Genomic DNA, 21,658 nt, shown 5'->3' on the forward strand with positions numbered 1-21,658 from the left:
TCGGAGGCTCACCTCGGTCACCACGTCTTACTCGGTGTGGCCAGGACAAGTCGGCGGCCGTGATCAGAGGCTGCCCTGTTAATAGAACTAAGCATCTTGTCCGGTTTCATACATAGATGTACCTTACTGACACCGGTATAGGTCTCAGCGCGCTCCGGTCGCCGAACGCTCGGCTCTGGGGTCGGCCTGCCCGGTGCGGGGAGGGAGTGACCGGATGGCCGACAACAACCTCGCCTACCTGGTTGCCGATCCGGACTACTACCAGCCCTGGGACACCGCCGACCCGGGACCGCGCTACCACCCCGGTCCGCTGCCCGCCGGTTGGACGCGGCAGGACTTCGGAGCGTGGACCTCCTGGGGTCCGGCCGACCTTCTGCTACCCGAACAGGGCTGGAAGGTGCACGTGTCCAGCTCGCTGGTGAACGCCCAGTCCGTGCTCCTGGTGGTATCGGCGGTGTGCGCCGAGTTCGACGTCTCCTTCAAGCACCTTGCCGGTCAGCGCACCTTCCTGATGATGCACGGCAAGCATGCGCACCGGGTGCAAGCCGGCAAGTTCTGCGTCCTGTACCCGCCGACCGAGCAGTGCGCGCTGTCGGTGCTGCGGCGGCTGGAGGCGGAACTGTCCGGAATCGACGGGCCGCTGGTGCTCACCGACCGCCGGTTCGGTGCCAGCACGTGCGTGTCCTACCGCTACGGAGCGTTTCGCAGCCGGCTGCGGACGGACGCGGACGGCAACCAGGTGCACAGCATGCTGGAGCAGGACGGCCGGGAGATCGACGACCGGCGCCTTCCGAAGTTCTACCTGCCACCGGGGATGTCCGACCCGTTCCGGCCGGAGGCGCCACCGGCGGCTGCCGCGCAGAAGAGCCCGGTCACGCTGCACGGTTACACATTCGAGGCGGTCGTCCAGCAGAGCAATTCCGGTGGTGCCTACCGGTTCCGCTCCGCGCAGGGCGAGCCGGTGTTCGTCAAGGAGGCCAAGGCGCACAACGGGTACACCGAGGACGGCGAGGATGCCAAGACTCGGCTGAACGCCGAGTACCTGGCCCTGCGAGCGATCTCCAACCGGGAACCGAGCTTGTGCCCGCGGCCGGTGGAGTTGTTCCAGCACTGGGAGCACAGCTATCTCGTCACCGAGCTGGTGTCCGGCATCTCGCTGTACCGCTGGATGGTGACCAACCATCCGGCGCTGCGGATCGACCCGAGCGCGGAGGCGTTCGCCGAGTACTACCGGCGGAGCCTCGCCCTGCTCGAGCAGTTGCGCGCGCAGCTGCACCGGCTGCACGAGATCGGGTTCGTGTTCGTCGACCTGAGCCCGAACAACGTGCTGGTCGAGGGCGACCGGGCCCGGCTGATCGACTTCGAAGCGGTGCAGCCGATCCAGGCCGTGCGGCACGTCATGGGTACTCCCGGCTACCGGCATCCCGATCCGGAGTCGGTGGTCAGGGGCGATCCGCGGGAGTTCGACCGGTACGGCCTGGCCGCCCTGGCGTTGCTGTTGCTGTTCCCGGTGCACGAGATCGTCGAGCGCCATCCGCCCGCCTTGGACCATCTGTACGCCGACCTGGCCGACCTGGCACCTGTGGAGCCACGGCTGTGGCAGTGGGCCACCCGATATTGCGACCGCGCCGAGGAATCCCCGCTACCCGCACCGCAAGCCGTCCGACAGGACACCATGGCCGCCCTGCGCCAGCTGGCTGACCGGACCGCGGACTCGCTGGAGGCGATGGCCCAGCCGGACCATCCGGCTCGGGTGTATCCGACTGTTCCGTTGGGATACCGGACCGACACCCGCGCGGTGGCCGCCGGCACTGCGGGAGTGCTCTACGCTCTGCACCGCGCCGGTCGCGGCTGTGATCCGCGGGTGGTGCGCAGGCTCCGGGACGAGGCACTGGCCGCGGCTGCCATCAGCGCTCCGGGCCTGCTGTTCGGCAGCGCGGGAATCGCCTGCGTGCTGGCCGAACTGGGTGAGGTCGAGGCGGCCGAGACCCTGCTCGGCGTGGCGGCGACGCATCCGCTCAACGGCAGTTCCGTCACCCTCGGGGGAGGTGCGGCCGGCACAGCGCTGGGCCTGCTGATCCAGCATCGCCGTACCGGGGAGCAGCGTTGGCTGGATGCGGCCCGGCGGCTTCTCCTCGACATTCCGGACGGGGATGCCCTCGACGCCCGGCTGAGCCCGACCAGGCGATCGGGTCTGGTAGGCGGCCGGGCCGGGGTGGCGCTCGCGCTGTACCACCTGTACCGCCGCACCGACGACAGCCGGCTGTTCGCCCGAGGAATGCGCCTGTTGCAACAGGAACTGGCCTATGCCGAACAGGTACCGGGCAACGGTCTGCAGTTCAGGGCCTCCAACGTCGACCGTCGCTTCTATCCCTACCTGTTCGTGGGTAGCGCCGGGCAGGCCGCGGTGCTCTCGCGCTACCTCGCGCACCGGCCGGACGCGGAGTTCGAAGCGGGCTCCCCGATGCGCGCCGCCGACGTGCTGGAGCAGTACCTGCGGGCCTGCTCGATCCGGTTCACCGCGCTTCCCGGACTGTTTCCCGGCTTGGCGGGGATGGCCTCGGTGCTGGCCGGAGCGGGCCGGCGACTCGGCCGGCCCGACCTCGTCGACGCGGCATTCACCAGTGCGCGCGGGCTGTTCCGGTACGCCATCCCCTCAGACGATGGCGTGGACTGGCTCGGAGAGCCCGGGGTGCGGCTGTCCGCCGAGCTCTGGTCCGGCTCGGCCGGCATTCTGCTCGCCCTGCACCAGCTGCTCGATCCCGCGCCGGTTTCCCTGGGTCTCCTCGACGGGCACCGGCCGGCGTCGAGGAACACCGTCCGACCACCGGAGGAGGAAAGGAGGGATCAGCATGGAAGAAGTTCTGCAGTTGCAGGCTGAGGAGTTCGAAGCAGAGGAGTACCGCTGCGACGTCGACAGCTCCAGCAGCGTCCGCTTGAGCTGCTGGTGCCTGTAGCACCACCGCCTGCCGGGTACCGGGCAACCGTGCCCGGCAGGCCCCAGCCGTAACAGGGTTTCGCTCAGGCGGGAATCTCGAACGGGCGCATGGTCATACCGCTGCCGCCACGTACCGACCGGACGGTGCCGTCCGGGGCGAAGTCGTAGCGCATCAGCTCGCCGATCGAGTTGGTGCCCGGACCGCTGACCATCTTCAGGGTGCTGTCGTCGACGACCTCCAGCGCCACCGGGTCGTCGGCCGGGTCGGCCACCGTGGGGTTGATCGCGAACAGCCGGCCGTCGAGCAGCGCGACGTCCTGCACTCCCCACAGGTTGGCGAACCGGCCGGTGAACCCGACGCCGTCCGGGGCCGGCCGATGCGATGCCGAATCAGCCGCGTCCATCAGGGAGAACAGCGCCGTGACCAGCGGCTCGGCCGGCCCGTCGATGGCGTTGGTGAGCACCGATGCCACCGTCCGGCGCTTGGGGCAGGCCAGGGTCCTGGTGATGTGGCCGGGAAAGCCGCCGCCGTGCCCGAACAGGTCGTGCTCGCCCACCCGGAGCAGCGACACCCCGAGCCCGTACCAGGATTCTGCCTTCTTCACGTCCCACATCCGGTGCCGCAGCTGGCGTTGGGAGTCCTCGCCGAGCAGCCGGTCGTTGCCGGGAAGCAGGGCGCTGTAGAAGGCCACCAGGTCGGCGGCGGTGGCGACGAACCCGGTGGCGGGCGCGAGCGCGGCGGTGCTGACCTGGTCGATGACGGTTCGCTCGCTGGCATAGGCCAGCGCGCTGTGCCCGGCTGCGATCTCGGCGCCGCGGCCGGGCTCCAGGTCGGCGGCGGTGCCGGACAGGCCCAGCGGGTCCAGGATCTCGGTGCGCACCGCGTCGGCGTAGCTCGCTCCGGTCGCCTGCTCGATCACCAGGCCGAGCAGGCCGTAGGATATGTTGGAGTACTTGAACCGCTGGTGGCGGGGCAGCACCGCCGCGGACGGTGCGGCGGCGATCCGCACCAGCTCGTCCGGGTCCGGGTAGGGCCGCAGCAGCTGCCAGAAGTCGCCGTCCTTGCTGTCGCGGACCACCCCGCCGCCGTGGCTGAGCAGCTCGCGCAGGGTCCTTCCGGCCAGCGCGCTGCCTACCAGACCGGGTACCCACGTGGCGATCGGGTCGTCGAGCCGCAGCCGGCCCCGCTCGACCAGCCGGAGCACCAGCACCGCGGTGAAGGTCTTGGAATGCGAGGCGATCCGGAACCGGTGCCGCTCGGTGAGCGGAGTGCCGGCCGGCTCGTCGGCGGTGCCCAGCGCGACGGACAGCCGCGGCACGCCGTCACAGGCCACGCAGGCCTGCACGCCGGGAATCCGCAGGAACCAGCGCCGGTAATCGAGCCAGCTGCGGTAGTAGTCCAGGGTGTCCTGCGCAACCACGTGCCTGCCGCCTCTCGGTTGGCGGCGGGTGCCGCGCTGCCGGGCAGCTTACAAACCGGTGACCGGCCGGGTCGTCACCGCTTGCCGATCAGCAACAACTCGTAGAACACGGGCTGCTCGCCCCGGTAGTAGGCGGTGAACAGGTGGCTGGAACGCAGCTCGCCGCCCGGCAGTGCCCGCAGCAGCCGGGCGGTGGACCAGCTGTAGCACCAGCGCTGGTCCTCGCCGTCCCCAGACAGGGCGGTGCGGACCTGCTCGGCACCCTGCCCGTCGATCAGCGCCTGGACGGTCAGGGCGAGATGGCCACCGGGATTGACGTGCCGGATCAGCTTCGGCAGCACGGCCGGCAGGTCGTCGACCATCTCCAGGCACCCGACGGCGGTGACGAGGTCGAAGGACCGCGACAGCCGGGCGACGTAGCCCGAGATGTCGGCGACTTCGACATGCGCGTCCGGCACCCGCAGGGCAGCGCGGCGCAGCATGGCCGGCGACAGGTCGCTGGCCCACAGCTCGGCCCGCGGGAAGGCGGCACGGACGACCTCCAGCGTCTGCCCAGTCCCGGTGCCCAGGTCCAGCGCGGTACGCACCTCGACGTGGTCGGCTGCGAGCGTGTCCAGAACCCCGGCCAGATACTGGTTCGGAGTCCACGCGCCGTTTCCGGTGTAGTCGTCGTAGCTGCCGGCCTGGGCGTCGAAGTAACGGCGAAGCGGCTGCGTCTGGTCCATCTGGCGATGCTAGGCGCGTTCTGTTCCGGCGAGGTCGGGACCGCGGCCGTTCGGGTTAGCCGCCTACCCCGGGGCGAGTCAGGTGGTTGCGGGAGCGCCTGCCGCGAGCAGGGCCAGCAGCTGCTGGGTGTGGCCGGGCAGCTCGAGCTCGGCGAGGGCGGTGAGGATGCCGCGCAGCGGTACGACCTGATCGACCACGACCGCATCGTTGGACAGCAGCCTGGTGGGGGCCGGCGTGTCGAATTCGACCTCGCTGATCGAGCCGCACAGTGCGCAGAGGGCCTCGCCCTGGATGCGGATGCGATCCCTGAGCTCGGCGCTGCCGGCGGTGAGCGAGATGACGCGCTCGATGGTCCAGGTGTCGAGCGCTATGCGGTTGTCGTACGTGGTGTTCGCCCCCGCGGCGACGGCGGAGACGGCAGAGATGGCGGTGGCCGTCACGAGCGCGACGTGCGCCAGGATCTGATCGGCACCCCACTCGCCGGCCGGCGGGACGGTGTTCGCCTCGCCCGCCTCAGCCACCGTGGCGGCGGCGTCCAGCAGCGTGCGGTAGGCGTCTCGAAGCGGGGTGGCGTCCATAGCGGTCCAATCTAGGACTTCGGTCCGATCCGGGATTGTCCGATCCTGCTCTGGCTCGGGTGGTGCCGGGCCCGCCGTGATCGTCAGGTGTCAGCTACCGGACAGCCGCTCCAGCACCGGCTCCAGCTCGCCGATGTCGCCGAGCAAGACCGAGCTGATGCCGAGTTCCTCGCGCAGCTGCAGGAACTTCTCCACCAGCCGGTCGACGGATCCGATGAACACGTGGGGTGAGTCGATGACCTCGTCCTCGGTCAGTTCGACGTCCGTCCCGGACCGCAGATGGTCGATGACCTTGCGGGCCTCGCCGCGCAGGTCGTCGGTGACCGTCACCGGCCACACCGACGGGTAGATGTTGAGCTCCAGGCTCGGGAACCGCTCGCCGGCGGCCTCGCGAACCCAGTCGATCTTCTCCTGGGTAGCGGCCCAGGTCAGGGATTCGGTGTCGACGCGCGCGTCCTTGCGGATGCGCGGCGCCAACCCGACGATGTCTGCCTCCTGCCCTGCCAGGGTCAGGGTGCGCCGGCCGCCGCCGCCGATGAAGAAGGGCGGATGCGGGCGCTGCACTGGCACGGGGTAGCCGGTGTAGTCAGTGATCGTGTAGTGCTCGCCGGCGAAGCTGAACTCCTCGCCGGTGAATGCCCCCTTGAGCACGGCGATGGCCTCGGCCAGCCGGGCCTGCCGGACCGGGGTGGGGTCGAAGCCGATGCCGATGGCGTCGTACTCGGGCTTGTTCCAGCCGGCGCCGATCGCGATGTCCACCCGGCCGCCGGACAGCACGTCGATGCTGGCCAGGTCCTGGGCGAGCACGGCCGGATGGCGCAGGTCGTTGTTGGTGACGAACGCCGAGATCCGCAGGGTCGAGGTGGCCGCCGCGATCGCTGTCATCGCGACGGTGGGGGACAGTTGCTTGATCAGGTGGTCCGGGATCACCAGGGCGTGATAGCCCAGCTGCTCCGCACGCCGGGCGCGTTCGGCAAGTTCCGGGCCGGTGACGATCTCACGGGCATCGGCGAGGAAGTGGAAGGGGCGCATGATCGTCATTATGGCCGCCCGCCGGCGGTCAGGCCTGGCAGGTTCACCGTCAGGCAGCTGCTGCGACGGCTCGCCACGCCGGGAACAACCCCAGGCAGGACGTACGTATAGGCCCATCGGGCAACACAGCATCATGTGAGTCAGATTTTAACAAATGCCATACATAAGGTGCTTTCCCGGTTAAACGGATAGTGCAGCACATAGTGCAACGCTTGCCTTCAAAATTATTGACGGTGGGCGGATCACCCGTTCGGCCGTCAGAGACCGTACGTATGGACAAGGAAGGTAGATGAAGCAGCGGGCCACCGATCTCGGCATCCTCGGCAGGCCTGCGGAACCTTGAATCAGCCAATCTGGCCCGGGTCTGAGCCGGCCATCGACTGCCGAGACTCACCCGACGTCACCCGACCCTGAGGAGGCTCTCGATGCGTGACTTCCGCTTCGGCTTCACCTTGGCGACCCCGCGCTCGCCGCGCGATCTACGTGAGATCTGCCGCACCGCAGAGGCATACGGCTACGACGTCGCGCTGGGCGTCGACCACCTCGGTCCGAACCGCACCTCGCCGTTCACCGCCGCGGTGGCCGCCGCCTACGCCTGCGAACGAATGCGGGTCGGCAGCTACGTGCTCAACGTCGGCTTCTGGAACCCGTCGCTGCTGGCCCGCGATGTGATGTCGGCCGTCCGGCTCACCGGCGGCCGGTTCGAGCTGGGGCTCGGCACCGGTGTGGTCAAAGCGCAGTTCGATGCGGCCGGCATCGCCTGGCAGCCGTTCCAGGAACGGGTCAACCGGCTCGCCGACACCATTGACCAGGTGACCGAGCTGCTCGCCGTCGAGCAGGACCTCACCCCACCTCCGCTGTTGCTCGGCGGCACCGGTGAACGCACCCTGACGCTGGCCGCGGGCAAGGCCGACATCGTCAGTTTCGGTGGTCGGTTCCAGGTGGCCGGCCAGCCTCCGGCCACGCTGAGAATAGCCACCGACGCCGAGACCGAGCAGCGGGTTCGCTTCTACGAATCGATCGCGGGCGAGCGGGCCGAGCAGCAGGAGCGCAACTGCTTCGTGCTCGACGTCGAGGTCACTGAGGACCGGCGGGCGGCCGCGGCCCGGGTGGCCGCTGACTACGCGCCGTACACCACGGTCGAAGAGGCCTTGAACTCCCCGTTCCTGCTGTTCGGCACCGAGGACGAAATCGCTCGGCAGATACTGCAGAATCGCGAACGGTTCGGCTTCAGCTACATCAGCGTGCAGCGACCGCACATGGAGGTGCTGGGCCCGATCATCAAGCAGGTCCACAGCCTCGCCTGAGCAGCCAGGTACCTGCTGCCAGCCGACTGCTCAGGTAGCCGAGCGCCGGCCACCGTAGGAGGCCGTCAACGCCTCGGCCACGATCACCGCGTCGGCTTCGGCCACCTCCGCCGGGTATTCCGGCAGCAGGTCGTCCCAGATGGGCAGCCACGAACCGTACAGCTGCGCCTGCCCCTCCGGTCTGGCGAAGAACCAGACGTGCAGGTGCGCGCCGCCGTCGCCGATCCGGTAGACGTGCGCCCGGGAGATGTTCGGCAGCGCCTGCACGTGGCGGGCGAGGTGGGTGACCAGGACGCCCAGCTCGCCGGCCAGCCCGTCCGGCAGCTCTGCCAGGTCGTAGTGCTCGCGTGGGTACAACATCAGGATCAGCGGCACGCCGGCTCCCGGGATGCGGGTCAACCGCCAATGGTCGTCGAACCAGATTCCCTCGTCGCGGCGGCGGCACGAGTCGCACTCGGCCGGGTCTTCCCCGTGCCGTGCCGGCTCCGGCAACACCGGTGGGCGTAACGGCGTGACCCGCAGCCCGTCCGGCTCGAAGGGACTGATGTCCCAACTCGTCATACGGGCCAGCGGCAGCCGGCGCTCGCCATCGGCAGCCGCTAGGGCGTGGTCATAGAACTGCTCAGGAGACAAGGCCATGGGCGAAGGCTAGATCGGAATGCCTCGCGCACGCGCTCGACCCTCGTTTCCTGCAGGGCGGGAACGACGAACCGGGCGGCAAGCCGTTACTGGCTTGCCGCCCGGTCGCGATCCTGGTCATGCCAGGGTCAGGCGTTGAGAAACCGGTTGCCCGGGTCGGCCACTAGCAGGTCGGCTCCCCAGTCTGCGCCGGGACGCTGACGGCGTTCCAGGCAGCCTTGATGGTGTTGAAGTTGGTGCAGTTGCCCGGGGTGAGGTTCTTGGCCGCGTTCAGGGTGGCCACCCGGTACTTGGCGTAGCTCATCCGCGAGGTCTTGGCCAGCATGGCGTTGTAGAAGATCTGGCCGACGGTCGTGATGCCGATGCCGGTGACGGTGCTGCCGTTGCAGGTCGGGCTGGTCGGCTGGCCGTTGGTCGGGTTGCTGCCCTCGGAGGCCAGGTAGAACCAGTGGTTGCCCGGACCGGCCGCCGAGTGCGTCTCCGCGCGGTCGACCGACTTGGAGTAGCAGTTCGGGTCGCCGGCCAGCGACGGGTTGTACATGTTGCGGATCGGGCCGCTGCCGACCAGGTTGATCTCCTCGCCCACGGTGTAGTCGGGCTCGTCGTAGGTGGCGGACTCGTTGGCGAACCGCTCGGTCAGCGCGCCGAAGACGTCACCGGTGAACTCGGCAACCGCGGAGGAGCCGATGCCGCCGGGGGTGAAGTTGTCCACCGCGTGGCCGAACTCGTGGCCTACCACGTCGAGGGCGGAGATCCAGTCACCGGCCTGGTTGTGCCCGATGGTGACCGAGGAACCGTTCCAGTAGGCGTTGAGGTCGTTCAGGCCCATGTAGATCGGGAAGCCGCCGCCGGTGCCGTTGATGCCGTTACGCCCCAGCCAGGTGGACAGCATGGTCCACTGGGTCTTGAGGTCGAACAGGGCGTCCACGCAGCCGGTCTCGCGGTTGCTGCCGACGCCGTTGCCCCACACGTCATCGGTGCCCGAGAACACCGCCTTGGTGTCGTTGTCGCGGCAGGAGACGTTCGACCGGGTCGGGTCGGTCATCGTCCAGGTGGTGCTGGTCGGGTGGCTGGTGTCGATGGTCAGCGGGTTCGGGCCGTTCCACTTGCCGGTGCCGGTGCCCTCCTGCACCTCGTCGAAGCTGTAGGCCAGCGCGCCGGTGGTGGCGTTGGTGAACACGTGCAGCTTGCTGGGCGTGGCGCCGGTGTGGCTGGAGACGATCGTCTCGTAGGCCAGCTGCGGCGTGCCGTAGGCGAGCACGACCGCACGGGTGCCGGCGACCTTGTCCAGGGTCTGGCCCTTGGCGTGGGCCCGGGCAGCTGCCGCGGCCTGGGCGGGGGTGCGGGTCGCGACGGTGGACAGGTTGATCGCCTGGTCCTGGGCCGTCGAGGTGGACAGCACCTTGCCGGTGGAGTCGGTGACCACGACGAAGTCGCCGCCGATCACCGGCAGGCCCTTGTAGGTCCGGTCGTAGGGCACGTACTGCAGACCCTCACGGGTCGAGATCACTTTATGGGCGATGAAGGCGTCGTACTTGCTGATGTGCAGGGCGGCTGCCTTCGACGCGACCAGGCTGGCCGCCGACTGCGCGGCCAGGGCGCTGGGAGAGGCGTGGGGAGCGGGCGCGGCGGTGGCCGGGCCGGTGGCCGCGATACCGGCGGCGGCCAGGGCCGACATACCGAGTAGGGCGACCGCTGTCGCGCTACGGCGACGAGGGGGTAGGGCCATGAGCAGACCTTTCGTGACAGGCGAGAGCTGATCAGCGACAGCCCGTTCCGGGGAGCTCGTATATGGGCGGAGGCGCTGGCTTTCGTCTGGGTGGGGTGAGCCGGGGGACCTCCGAGCACACCTGTTTCATTGCCGGGCGCGCTCGACGCCTGCCTGGGCCCGGCACCCCGTGGCAGTGGACCAGTCCACATCCGAGCCTGTAGTCAAGCCGTGCCGTTATTCCTACGGCATGGTTCGAGGGCATTCAGATGGGATAGAGCATTAGGTCGTGAGGAACCCTAAGAGGGCGCAAATAGAGTTGTCAATGATTCTCACACCATCTGTTCATGATCCTGTTCCCGGGATGACAGCGGGCACACACCGTGGATGAGACCCGACCGGCTGTCGGTTCACCCCTCGCTGAGGACGGCGCCGGCGGAATTGTTCCGCCGTACTGTCCGGCGTCGACGATCCGGACCCTCGCCAGGCGCCTGCCGCAGACAGCGAGCGGGGTCAGATGACTGCGGCGGTTTGAGGTGTAACCACCTGAATGCGCGCCCCGGGAAGTTTCATGATCGGATGCGTCACGCTCATGAATCTCACATGCTCTGCTAGCGTGCCCCTCCTGCGTGACGGCCGTCACACAGGAATGTGAAGGAGCGATATGTCCGTTAGTTCCACCGCCCTCTCCCTCCAGCGAGCACGAACTCGCAACTCTCGGAAGCCTTTACGCCTCGTCGGCGCGGGCTTGACCGCGCTCGCGGTCGCTTCCGCCAGCACGATAGGCATCAACAGTTCAGCGGTCGCCGCCCCGGCGAAGGGCTCGGCCAGCCAGTCCGCTGCCGGCGTCAACCAGTCCCTGGACGCACTGGCCAAGCTGTTCGCCCGCGCCATGGCCGACCAGACGATGCGTCAGAACATTCATGCCGCCGTGGCAAAGCGGTTCGACGGCGACACCGAGGCTCTCTACACGTCGATCGCGGGCACGTCAGATGTTCGCAGCCGCCTGGCGGCCGCGTACAGCCATGGGCGAGCCGCCCAGTACAGCGACGCCGTGGGCGCCGTCGATCGGTTGGCCGGCAGTATCCCGCGCTTCCAGGTCGCCGTGCCGGCGCACTTCGACTCCTGGGATCCGGCCAGCTACACGCCGCTGGTGGCCTACATGCCCGCCGGCGTCGAGGACACCACGCTCAAGACCGTGACTGCCTACGACGCGGCGGGGAAGGCTCACACGCTGGATGCGCAGGTGGCGCCCGCTCGTCCCGTCGTCGTGCTGGGACTCAACGAGAGGACCGATAACTCGGGCAAGCTGCTCAACACCGAAGCGGTATCGACCAGCCGCGACGCGATGACGACCGGTCAGCTGGCTCTAGCGACGACTTCGTACCAGGTGCGCATGGTGAAGGTGCACCTCATCCACGACAACGAGCCGTGGACCAAGGGCAGCGCGGAGATCTCGCTGCGCGCGCAAGGATGCGGCCTCAGCTACACCGACATCGACTGGTCCAGCCTGAACGACGACGAGGACATCTGGGTCGGCACCCGGGAGCTGGGCACCGCCACCTGCGGTGTCATCTTCTCCTGGTGGGAAGACGACGGCAATACCTGGGACTTCACCCTGTCCTACGGCTCGGTATCGCTCGGCGTGCACATGGATGACGGCGACGACCTCATCGGCGACATCAAGTTGGATCTGTCCACGTTCGAGGGCGGCACGAACAAGATGACGCCGTGGAGCGATCTCGAGCAGTGGACGGACTGAGGCTTAGCCCGCTCGTCCAGTTCTGACCAAGGGCGAAGGCGCCGGCTGCGAATGTGGCCGGCGTCTTCGCCGCTCGTCCCCGGTTAGGTAGTCGCACAGTTTCGGTATGCCGTCGGGCTGAGTTCCGCGAGTACACATTTCAGATCGTGGCGAACACAGTGCAGAAACCCGCTCGCTCTGCCTACGCGCACGCGGATGTTTGCCATGACTACCGAGCGACCTCAGCCTCATAGTGAAATGCCTGCCGCTACCGAAATCACGCCTCGGGTTCGCTAGGCTCCAATAATGCCTTCGGGTTCACCGCCACCGCCTCTGCGTCGGCTGACGCTATGGTGGAAACGAATGTTGGTACGTTATTCATGGCTGATCGCCTTGATCGTTGGCGCGGTATCCACCGCTGTAGGCGTGGTAGTCAGCAGCCAGGCCCTCCCAATCGACATGATCGTCTTGCTGAGCATGGCAATCTTTGTAGTCGCCGCAGCAATCACAGAGGCGTTGGGTTCGGCTAGGCGACGCGTTCCGAGTTTATGGATCTCGACCTTGACTCTCTTGGCAACCATCGTGGGTTCATGGATCTATGAGGCAAATACCTCGCCGGAACGAGTGAATTACGTTGCAAATCACGACGTCGTCATGTCTGGGGAAGCTGGCGCGCCTCCGCGGCAGGGGCCGGCAGCCGATGCTCTTACTGCAGGCGAAGAGAACTCTGCCTACTGCTACGTGCGAGTGGATGGAGTCGTGTGGTTGAGGTTTGAGTCTGGCTGGGCGCCGCTCAGCGAGCTTCATCGTCCCCATGGCGAAGCCGCAAGCAAAATGCCAGCGCACTGCTAGCTCGGCCATCCTGTGTTGGTTGGTGCACCTGCTGGGACAGCTTTCCTACCCTGGCTGCGTGGGATGGTCTCGGTTGAGAGTCGCTACGGAGAGGGCCATGTGCGCCTAGCGGTTCGGGTCCTAGTCCGAGGGTCGCAGTCCGGCTCGTTGCTGGGCGTACAGCAGTTGCCTCTGGTGTTCGCCAGGCAGCCAGTCCGAGCCGTAGCCCGCAGATGGTTCGATCCGCGCGTCATCGCGTTCTTGCGCCAGGTTCAGCGCGGTCACATACGCACGGTCCTGATCGATGCGGTTCAGCAGTTGATCAGCTGTGCCGACAGCGCCATGACCCGGGATCACCACCCGGACGTCACGGGCTATCTCGTGGAACATATCCAGGGCAGCAAGATAGTCCCTGATCGGGTCCGCCGTGCCGTTGAGGTCGAGCAACGGGATCTCGACATCAGAGAGCATGTCACCGGCAACCAGTACGCCGCTGACCAGCAACGCGGCATGGCCCGGAGCATGACCCTGATGCTCGAGGATCCGCGCGGGCGGTCCGTTCCACGCGATGCAGTCGGTGCGCATGGGGACGTCGATGATTTCGCCAAGCAGGTCCAGCCGTACGCCTTCGGCCAAGCGAGCGGCCTTTGCCTGCGCATCGGATCGCCGGAGCCGGGCAGTGGCCACGCACCGCGACGTCCCGTAGCGAGGCGCCGAGCCCAGCATCTCGTGCCAGAGCAAGTGATCCCAGTGCGGGTGTGTTGAAAACCCCGCCGCAACTCTGAGCCCGAGTTCGGACAGTTCGCGGGCTAGCGCCTGGAGTTCGTGGGCGTGTACCCCCGGGTCGACGAGGAGCACGCCGTCGTCGCCGACTACCACCACTGCATTGCTTCGGCAGAACTCGCTCTGACGGACGAACACGCCGTCAGCGACCGCCGTTAGCATGGCATGAGGCTAATCTCATCCGAGGCCTCGCGTCCAACGGTGAGCCGCTTGCCGACGGTCGACCGGCATGCCGCGCATACGAGCCGATATTTAGCGTTGATGCGGAATTTGAGCGGGCGAGGTGTGAGGCCGGATTACAACGTTGGTGCACCTGTTGGGACAGCTTTCCAACCCTAATGACGCTTGAGGGCATCGTGACGCGGAGCGCGGAGACCGCTCAAAGCGAATGGTCGATATTTACGGTTCGGTTTGCCACGACTCGCACCGTCGACCATCCTGAAGTTCTGTACGAGGAATCTCAGTGTCCGTTGGGCGCGCCCGCGTCGAGTCCATCGCACAATCTAACAATCCTCACCTGCTGTGCGTAGCCTTTGGAGTAACTCAACTCCGAAGTTCGTAACGGCCCACGTGTTGGTGCGGTCGGCGTCCTCGTCGTTCGGTTCCTCGCCCCAAGACTCGCCAAGCGCAACCTGACGGACGAGGCCGTTGCGGAGCAGCGTCTGCAGGAGTGGCTGCAAGAGTGCTGCTTGTCCGTGGGCGTCCAGGCGTTCAAGGGCAAGGCTCTTCTCTGACAACTCGCGTTGTTCGCCCGGCCGCGGGATACGAGCGGTTCCCCCTTGAATTCGCGCCAGCACCTGGACGTGCGGACTCTCGAGGTCGGCCAGCGCACGCACGACCAGCGCCTCGTTGTCGATCTTCGCGTCGTCCGCCGTCAGCGCACCATTCGCTATGGCCCGGCCGAACGCACGTGCCTTCGACTGCATGGACGTGGCGGCGGCACTCTGTAATGCGTCCCGCAGCAGCAATAAGCGTTTCGGGTCGCCGGTCAGCCGGTCAAAGAGGGCTTCTGGGTCGATGCCGGCGTCTGCCGTCGCCGTTGATAGCGCCAGGTCAATCTGGTTCGCTGAATGCCGTCGCCACTCACTAATGGCGCCTTGGGTAAGCGATGCGAGAGGAGGCGCGAGGAGTTGGGCCGCAGCTGCGGCTAGCGGGTCGCCGCCGGCGACCAAGGCCGCCAATGCAGTCCTGACGGCAATCTCGGTCGCTTTACTAGGCGCAGGCAGTGGGCTCAGCGAGTGGTTGGCCTCTCCCGCGTCAAGTTCGTCCTCATCTTGGGTCACGTCGTGTGCATACCAGATCCGAACCGTGCCCAGCCCGTTGGCAGGCCAACACCTGGCCGCCGTCGAGGGCCGCTGCGCGTCACCCCAGGCGCCACCGGCCGTATCGGTGGAACAGCTCGATAGGTAGACAATCCGTCCATAATGAGCGGTCCGCTGACGGCAGCCATTGATACAGCAGAACTGTCGTACCCCTTGGCTACCGTAGAACCGTCAGGCCCGACACATAGGGTGTGGCCGAACGGAGGCACGGTGCGCGAATACAAGAAGGTCACTCAGCAGACCGTCATCGGAGAGGAAGGCGTCAACCTCATCGAGCGGCGCGTCCTAGAGATGGGGCACCTTTTTCATCCGCGCCGCATCGACCACGGCATAGATGGACATATCGATTTGGTGGAGCCAGGGACCCGACGCCACCTGAATCAGACAATCTTGGTGCAAAGCAAGGCACATGATCGATCGCTTCTACAAGAGTCGAGCACTAGCTTCGTTTTCACCTGTGATCAGCGAGACCTCGAGCATTGGTTAGCAGGGAACGCTCCGGTGATCGTCGTTGTGTCTCATCCGAAGAAAGATGAAGCGTGGTGGATCGACGTTAAGGCTGAGTTCGCCGACCCTAAGACCCGCGCAGCCCGGCGGCTCCTGATCGATAAAGCCACACACGCATTCAATAAGGACGCTGGGCCGACGTTGCTGCGGTTGGGTATGCCTGTGTCGGCTGGTCTGTATCTTCAGCCCACGCCGCGCACCGAGGTTCTGGACACCAACCTGTTGAAGGTGACTTCGCTACCGGAGCGGTTGTACCTCGCGACCGCGGTGACGCGCGAATACGCCACGGCCGGCCAGCTCTTAGAGTCGACGGATGGTGCACGACCGCCGTTCGTCCTCCGCGACGGCCTTGTATTGTGCTTCGAGGATTTGCGGGACTCGCCTCTTCGTGTTCTGTGCGAGGGCGATGTCGAGGCGCATGACGTCTCAGAATGGGCCGACTCTCGAGATCAATCGGTTCGCTTCTCCCTGCATGACCTCATGACCCGGACCATCCAAAACAGCTATCCCGAGCTGCGATGGCACAAGGAGAAGAAGCATATTCACTTCCGGGCCACCCGTGATCTGGCACCGCGAAAGGTTGGTAAGAGGAAAGGCACGCCAGGCCGGACGGTATTTGGACCGCATCTCGCCCGCGACGGGTCGATCGGTTACTACCACCACGCCGCTGTCACGATGCGGATGCGACGAATTGGCCGTGCTTGGTACTGCGAACTCACGCCCGACTACTGCTTCACCTCCGACGGCAAGAGTCCGCATCGTTACGAGGATCGCCTGTTGGCGGGCATCAAGCGTCTGGACCGGCACCCAGCGGTTGCCGGCTGGGTGCGGACGTGGGCGGAGTTCCTGCGCGGAACCGATGATCTGTTCAGTGCGCCGAAGCTCGTTCAGTTCGGTGAGCTAGAAACGGTCACGGTAAATGCAGGGATCGACGACCGTCATTGGGGCCCGGCGCCGCTCGCGTCGGAGACCGAGGCGAGCGACTCGGACTCCGACGACATCGCGCCCGAGGACGGCGATGCCGTCGAGTCTGAGGAGGTCGCCGATCTACTGGCACTCTTCGCGGAAGCTGAATACGCGGAGGAAAGCAGTGCCGTAGCGGCGGAAACGCGCCCCGAAGGGGGGCGCCGGTGATGCGCGCCCAAGTACTGCCGGAGCCTGAGCTTGAGTTCGGCGGTTCGAGCCGTCATATCGATCCCAGATTCGGCATCAGTGCCTACGGGCCGGCGGACCTCGACGTACCTGAGCAACCGAAAGCGATGCGGCTCGGACTTGTCGGGCCCGAGCAAGACCTCGAAGCTCTGAAGCTCTGGCTGGAGCGATGCCGCGATGAAATCTCTGCGAAAGGTGAGCGTTATCCGCATCTGTTTCCGGCTTTCCCTGGCTGCGATATCGACCGCGGCCTGTGCTCGACAGTCGTCTTCTCCGACCGGGCGACAAACGCTATCAGCCCCTCAGCTCTCCGCGGGATCGAGCGTGCCAGTGGCGTCGCCGCACTCGACCGAGCGGTCGAGGTGTACTGCGACGAAGTCCGGGCGCTCGCCGAGCGGAACCGTGTAGACGTCATCGTGATGGCTCGACCGGTCGGCTTGAAGGACATCGGAGCGCCAGGACGTGGCAAGCCACGCCGCAAACCTGATGGCGAAGGAAATAATGACGTGTCAGCGGATGTGGCGATGCGCTTCGCCAACTTCCACGACCTTGTCAAGGCACGGTTGCTGTCTATCGGAACGCCGGTACAAATCGTCCGGCGGAGCACTTTCGACGAATCCGTCGCACCACCAGCTGGGTCGAGTCGGCAGGACGAGGCCACGCGGGCGTGGAATCTTCACGTCGCGCTGTACTACAAGGCTGGCGGAGTCCCTTGGCGTATGCAGCGCGACAGCCGTGATTTAACGACCTGCTTCGTAGGCGTGTCGTTCTACCAAGCCGGTGGTGACGGCAACCTGGAAACGGCGGTAGCACAGGTATTCAATGAGCGAGGCGATGGCGTCGTAGTGCGCGGTGAATCCGCTATCCCGCGTGGCGACGACCGCCAGCCCCACCTATCTGGCGACGGAGCGAAGCAACTCCTGCTGTCGGCGCTCGATGAATACCGACGCGAACATCGAACGGAGCCAGCCCGGGTCGTTATCCACAAGGCGTCGGACTTCACCGAAGAAGAAGCTGACGGCTTCCGCTCGGCCGCCGAAGCCCGACGACTCGATGCGCTCGACTTGATCTGGATAACTTCCAGCGAAGGCATCCGCGCCTACCGCCGCGGGCAAGCCCCACCGCTTCGCGGCACAGTGATTGAACTCGCTGACACCGAAGCCCTGCTCTATACAGCAGGCAGCATCGACTTCTACTCAACCTATCCCGGCATGCACGTACCAACGCCGATCGGTATCCGCGCCCTCATGCCGACAAGGTCGATCACAGCTCTGGCGGCCGAAGTGATGGCACTATCCAAGATGAATTGGAATCAAACCCGGCTCGACGGGCGGTTGCCGGTCACGCTCCGGACCGCGGAACAGGTGAAGCGAGTCTTACGGTTCGTTGATTCGTCGTCGCCGGTCGCAGCCCGGTACGCGCAATATATGTGAGCACGCACTAATACGGGGAGCAACTTGAGCAGCGCGGCATTGACGCACATGTACTCGGGCGATCGATCCGAACGGTCTGGCCATCCTCGGATCGCACGCACAATATCGACAGGCATCTCGGATGGACCTGGTCTGGCATCAACCGAAATGCGTTGCGCGAATTACAACGTTTGTGCGCCGCCAGGGACTCGAACCCCGAACCCGCTGATTAAGAGTCAGCTGCTCTGCCAGTTGAGCTAGCGGCGCCTGCAACATCCGTACCCGTTGGCGGCGGGCACGGATGAGAACCTTAGCAGAGCCCGCCGGGCCGCTTGAAATCCGGCGCCCAGCCGGCCAGCCACCCCGCGTGGACCCGCTCGAGCCCCTGTGATTGGGTGCGGGGACACCCGACGGAGGTCAGGAAACGATGACGGCAGCCCGGCTCGTCCGGCAGTGCCCGGCACCCGGGCGTTAGATGTCGCGCCTTCCCGTCGCGGCGGGCCTCGTCCTCGGGGTGCTCGCCGACGAGCTGCTCGGCGACCCCCGGCGTGGCCACCCGGTGGCCGGCTTCGGCATGGCCGCCGCCGCCCTGGAGCGCCGGCTCTACCGCGACACCCGCGAAGCAGGCCAGCGGTACACCGCGGCCTGCGTGCTGCCGGTCGTCGTCGGCGCGGCCCTGATAGAGCACCGCACCCGCCGCCGCCCGATACGCCGGACGCTGGTCATTGCCGCCGGCACCTGGACCGTGATCGGCGGCCGCAGCCTGCGCCGGATCGCCACGGACCTCGCCGCCGCGCTCTACCGCCAGGACACCGGCACCGCTCGCACCCTGATCCCCAGCCTGTGCGGCCGCGACCCCGAGAGCCTGGACAACGCCGGCCTGGCCCGGGCCACCGTGGAATCGGTCGCCGAGAACACCGCCGACTCGGTCACCGCACCGCTGTTCTGGGGTGCCGTCGCCGGCCTGCCCGGCCTGCTCGGCTACCGCGCGGTCAACACCCTGGACGCCATGGTCGGCCATCGCTCTCCCCGCTACGCCAGGTTCGGCACCGCCGCCGCCCGCCTCGACGACCTCGCCAACCTCATTCCGTCCCGGCTCACCGCCGCCCTCACCGTCGCACTCGCCCGCCAGGTCGGCGGGTCGCCGGTCCGAACCCTGCGCACCTGGTGGTCCGACGCCGCGGCCCACCCCAGCCCCAACGCCGGCCAGTGCGAGGCCGCCGCGGCCGGCGCGCTCGGTCTCACCCTGGGCGGCGAGACCAGCTACCCCAGCCACACCGAGCACCGTCCGCTGCTGGGCACCGGCCGGACTCCGGAGCCGGCCGACATCGGCCGGGCCACCCGGCTCAGCCACCTGCTGCAGTACGCCACCCTGGGGGTGCTGCTGGCCGGCATGCACCTGGTGCACAAGGCCCGCGAGGCCACCCGGAACGCCGCCGGATGAGAGGCGCGCTGCTGGTTGCCGGGACCAGCTCGGACGCCGGCAAGAGCCTGTTCACCGCCGGCCTGTGCCGGCTGCTGGCCCGCCGCGGCATCTCGGTGGCCCCGTTCAAGGCGCAGAACATGTCCAACAACTCCGCGGTGACCGCCGACGGCGGCGAGATCGGCCGCGCGCAGGCACTGCAGGCCCAGGCCTGCGGGATCGAGCCCAGCGTGCTGATGAACCCGGTGCTGCTCAAGCCCGGCAGCGACCGGCGCTCGCACGTCCTGCTGCACGGCCGGCCGTACGCCGAGGCCGGCGCGCTGGACTACCGGCAGCTGGCCGCCACCCTGCGCAAGGAGGTGCTGGCCAGCTTCGACGAGCTGCGCCGGCGCCACGACGTGGTGGTCTGCGAGGGCGCCGGCAGTCCTACCGAGATCAACCTGCGCGAGACGGACCTGGCCAATCTGTGGCTCGCCGACCAGCGGGACCTGCCCACCGTGGTGGTCGGCGACATCGACCGGGGCGGGGTGTTCGCCGCGTTCTACGGCACCCTCGCGCTGCTCGGCGAACGTGACCAGTCGCTGGTCGTCGGCTTCGTGGTGAACAAGTTCCGCGGCGACCCACACCTGCTGGCACCCGGCCTGGACATGCTGACCGCGCTCACCGGACGTCCGGTGTACGGCGTGCTGCCGTGGCTGGCCGACCTGCGGCTGGCGGCCGAGGACTCGCTGTCCACCCCGCCGGCCCTGGACGGCGGAGGGCCGGTCGGCGCGCAGCGGCTCTCGGTGGCCGCCGTCCGGCTGCCCCGCACCTCTAACTCCACCGACGTCGACGCGCTCGGCGCCGAGCCCGGCGTCACGGTGCGCTGGACCACCTCACCCGCCGAGGTGGCCGCCGCCGACCTCGCGGTGCTGCCCGGCAGCCGCGCCACCGTGGCCGACCTGGACTGGCTGCGCGGCTGCGGCCTGGCCGCCGCCCTGACCGAACGAGCCCGGACCGGCCGGCCGCTGCTCGGCATCTGCGGCGGCTACCAGATGCTGGCGCACACCATCGATGACGAGGTCGAGTCCGGCGCCGGCACCGTGCGGGGCCTGGCCCTGCTGCCGGTCACCGTCCGGTTCGGCGCCGAGAAGATCCTCAGCCGGCCCACCGGCACCGCGTACGGGGCGGAAGTCAGCACCGGCTACGAGATCCACCACGGGATCACCATGCCGCTGCCAGCCGGTCCCGAGCCGTGCGAGCCCTTCCTTGACGGCTGCCGGCTCGGCGCGGTGTGGGGGACCATGTGGCACGGCGCCTTCGACTCCGACGACTTCCGCCGGGCGTTCCTGCGGCAGGTGGCCGAGTTCGCCGGACGCGACTTCACCCCCGCGCCCGACACCGACATCGCCGCCAACCGGACCCGCCAGCTCGACCGGCTGGCCGATGCCCTCGAGGCCGGCCTCGACCTCGACGCGCTGACCGCGCTGATCGGCAGCGGCCCGCCCGCCGGCCTGCCGGTGCTACCGCCGGCAGCCCTGCGACCGCCTGGCGGGGCCGTGCCGGCCGACCTGCGCCACCACGGCGACGCCGAACTCACCGGCGACCTGCACGACTTCGCGGTCAACGTCTGCACCGATCCGGCACCGGCCTGGCTCGCCGAGGCGATCGCGGCGGCCTGCGGGCAGCTGGCCCGCTATCCCCGGCCGGGGGCGGCCATCGCGGCCGCGGCCGCCCGGCACCGCCGGCCGGTTGCCGAGGTGCTGCTGACCGCCGGGGCCGCCGAGGCGTTCACCCTGCTGGCGCAAGGGATCCCGGCCGGCCGGGCCGCGGTGGTGCACCCGCAGTTCACCGAACCGGAGGTCGTGCTGCGGGCCGCCGGCTGGCAGGTCGACCGGGTGCTGACCGACCCGGACGACGGCTGGGCGTTGCGCCCGGACCGGGTGCCGGACTCCGCCCGCCTGGTGGTGGTCGGCAACCCCACCAACCCGACCGGGACGCTGCATCCCAGGCAGGCGCTGCTCGCGCTGCGCCGTCCGGGCCGGCTGGTGGTCGTCGACGAGGCGTTCTCCGACGCGGTGCCCGGCGAGCCGGAAAGCCTGGCCTCTATTGAGGATCTGACCGGCGTGGTGGTGGTGCGGTCGCTGACCAAGCTCTGG

General features: G+C 67.7%; 15 protein-coding genes and 1 tRNA gene. 7 read left to right on the forward strand and 9 right to left on the reverse strand.

The features are described from left to right. The first annotated feature begins 214 nt into the window (after positions 1 to 214). Positions 215 to 2,881: a class III lanthionine synthetase LanKC gene (lanKC, locus tag VLJ82_RS06125; protein ID WP_408662441.1), complete on the forward strand. Its 2,667-nt coding sequence runs from the start codon at positions 215 to 217 to the stop codon at positions 2,879 to 2,881. Between the two features lie 140 nt (positions 2,882 to 3,021). Here the strand turns inward: lanKC and VLJ82_RS06130 are convergent, their stop codons facing one another. From VLJ82_RS06130 to VLJ82_RS06145, 4 genes are all read right to left on the reverse strand, one after another. Continuing rightward, complete coding sequence (locus VLJ82_RS06130; protein WP_408662442.1) at positions 3,022 to 4,359, reverse strand: serine hydrolase domain-containing protein; 1,338 nt, start codon at positions 4,357 to 4,359, stop codon at positions 3,022 to 3,024. 74 nt (positions 4,360 to 4,433) lie between these two features. Continuing rightward, entirely contained in the window at positions 4,434 to 5,084 is a 651-nt protein-coding gene (locus VLJ82_RS06135) for a class I SAM-dependent methyltransferase (protein WP_408662443.1), read from the reverse strand. A 78-nt stretch (positions 5,085 to 5,162) separates the two neighbouring features. Then, positions 5,163 to 5,663, reverse strand: coding sequence for a hypothetical protein (locus VLJ82_RS06140; protein WP_408662444.1), 501 nt, complete (start codon positions 5,661 to 5,663; stop codon positions 5,163 to 5,165). 90 nt (positions 5,664 to 5,753) lie between these two features. Beyond that, positions 5,754 to 6,695 carry a TIGR03621 family F420-dependent LLM class oxidoreductase gene (locus VLJ82_RS06145; RefSeq protein WP_408662445.1) on the reverse strand — a complete coding sequence of 314 codons (942 nt, stop codon included), beginning with the start codon at positions 6,693 to 6,695 and terminating at the stop codon, positions 5,754 to 5,756. A gap of 425 nt (positions 6,696 to 7,120) precedes the next feature. Here VLJ82_RS06145 and VLJ82_RS06150 point away from each other — a divergent pair, with 425 nt between their 5' ends. Next, a complete protein-coding gene (locus VLJ82_RS06150) occupies positions 7,121 to 8,002 on the forward strand; it encodes a TIGR03621 family F420-dependent LLM class oxidoreductase (protein ID WP_408662446.1) in 882 nt (293 codons plus the stop codon). 30 nt (positions 8,003 to 8,032) lie between these two features. On the opposite strand, the gene VLJ82_RS06155 is transcribed toward VLJ82_RS06150, so the two are convergent. Together VLJ82_RS06155 and VLJ82_RS06160 are read right to left on the reverse strand one after the other, a co-directional pair. Then, positions 8,033 to 8,641, reverse strand: coding sequence for a hypothetical protein (locus VLJ82_RS06155; protein WP_408662447.1), 609 nt, complete (start codon positions 8,639 to 8,641; stop codon positions 8,033 to 8,035). Positions 8,642 to 8,804: 163 nt separating this feature from the next. Further along, positions 8,805 to 10,319, reverse strand: coding sequence for a M4 family metallopeptidase (locus VLJ82_RS06160; RefSeq protein WP_408662448.1), 1,515 nt, complete (start codon positions 10,317 to 10,319; stop codon positions 8,805 to 8,807). A 778-nt stretch (positions 10,320 to 11,097) separates the two neighbouring features. On the opposite strand from VLJ82_RS06160, the gene VLJ82_RS06165 reads away from it, so the two are divergent. Beyond that, positions 11,098 to 12,111: a DUF3103 family protein gene (locus tag VLJ82_RS06165; RefSeq protein ID WP_408662449.1), complete on the forward strand. Its 1,014-nt coding sequence runs from the start codon at positions 11,098 to 11,100 to the stop codon at positions 12,109 to 12,111. A 951-nt stretch (positions 12,112 to 13,062) separates the two neighbouring features. Here the strand turns inward: VLJ82_RS06165 and VLJ82_RS06170 are convergent. Together VLJ82_RS06170 and VLJ82_RS06175 are read right to left on the reverse strand one after the other, a co-directional pair. Then, positions 13,063 to 13,866 carry an MBL fold metallo-hydrolase gene (locus tag VLJ82_RS06170; RefSeq protein WP_408662450.1) on the reverse strand — a complete coding sequence of 268 codons (804 nt, stop codon included), beginning with the start codon at positions 13,864 to 13,866 and terminating at the stop codon, positions 13,063 to 13,065. 341 nt (positions 13,867 to 14,207) lie between these two features. Further along, complete coding sequence (locus VLJ82_RS06175) at positions 14,208 to 14,987, reverse strand: hypothetical protein (protein WP_408662451.1); 780 nt, start codon at positions 14,985 to 14,987, stop codon at positions 14,208 to 14,210. A gap of 249 nt (positions 14,988 to 15,236) precedes the next feature. Here VLJ82_RS06175 and VLJ82_RS06180 point away from each other — a divergent pair, with 249 nt between their 5' ends. Together VLJ82_RS06180 and VLJ82_RS06185 are read left to right on the forward strand one after the other, a co-directional pair. Further along, positions 15,237 to 16,667 (forward strand): DUF4365 domain-containing protein, encoded by a 1,431-nt coding sequence (locus VLJ82_RS06180; protein ID WP_408662452.1) that lies wholly within the window; start codon positions 15,237 to 15,239, stop codon positions 16,665 to 16,667. Then, entirely contained in the window at positions 16,664 to 18,118 is a 1,455-nt protein-coding gene (locus VLJ82_RS06185; RefSeq protein WP_408662453.1) for an argonaute/piwi family protein, read from the forward strand. Before VLJ82_RS06180 ends, VLJ82_RS06185 begins: the two co-directional genes overlap by 4 nt. A gap of 173 nt (positions 18,119 to 18,291) precedes the next feature. Here the strand turns inward: VLJ82_RS06185 and VLJ82_RS06190 are convergent. Then, positions 18,292 to 18,364: transfer RNA gene (locus VLJ82_RS06190), tRNA-Lys, on the reverse strand. A gap of 208 nt (positions 18,365 to 18,572) precedes the next feature. Here VLJ82_RS06190 and VLJ82_RS06195 point away from each other — a divergent pair. Both VLJ82_RS06195 and VLJ82_RS06200 read left to right on the forward strand, forming a co-directional pair. After that, positions 18,573 to 19,541 carry a cobalamin biosynthesis protein gene (locus tag VLJ82_RS06195; protein WP_408662454.1) on the forward strand — a complete coding sequence of 323 codons (969 nt, stop codon included), beginning with the start codon at positions 18,573 to 18,575 and terminating at the stop codon, positions 19,539 to 19,541. Then, on the forward strand, positions 19,538 to 21,658 hold a 2,121-nt coding region (locus VLJ82_RS06200; protein ID WP_408662455.1), incomplete at its 3' end, for a cobyric acid synthase. The genes VLJ82_RS06195 and VLJ82_RS06200, both read left to right, overlap by 4 nt.

Source organism: Jatrophihabitans sp. (assembly GCF_035474675.1).
Lineage (GTDB): Bacteria > Actinomycetota > Actinomycetes > Mycobacteriales > Jatrophihabitantaceae > Jatrophihabitans_A.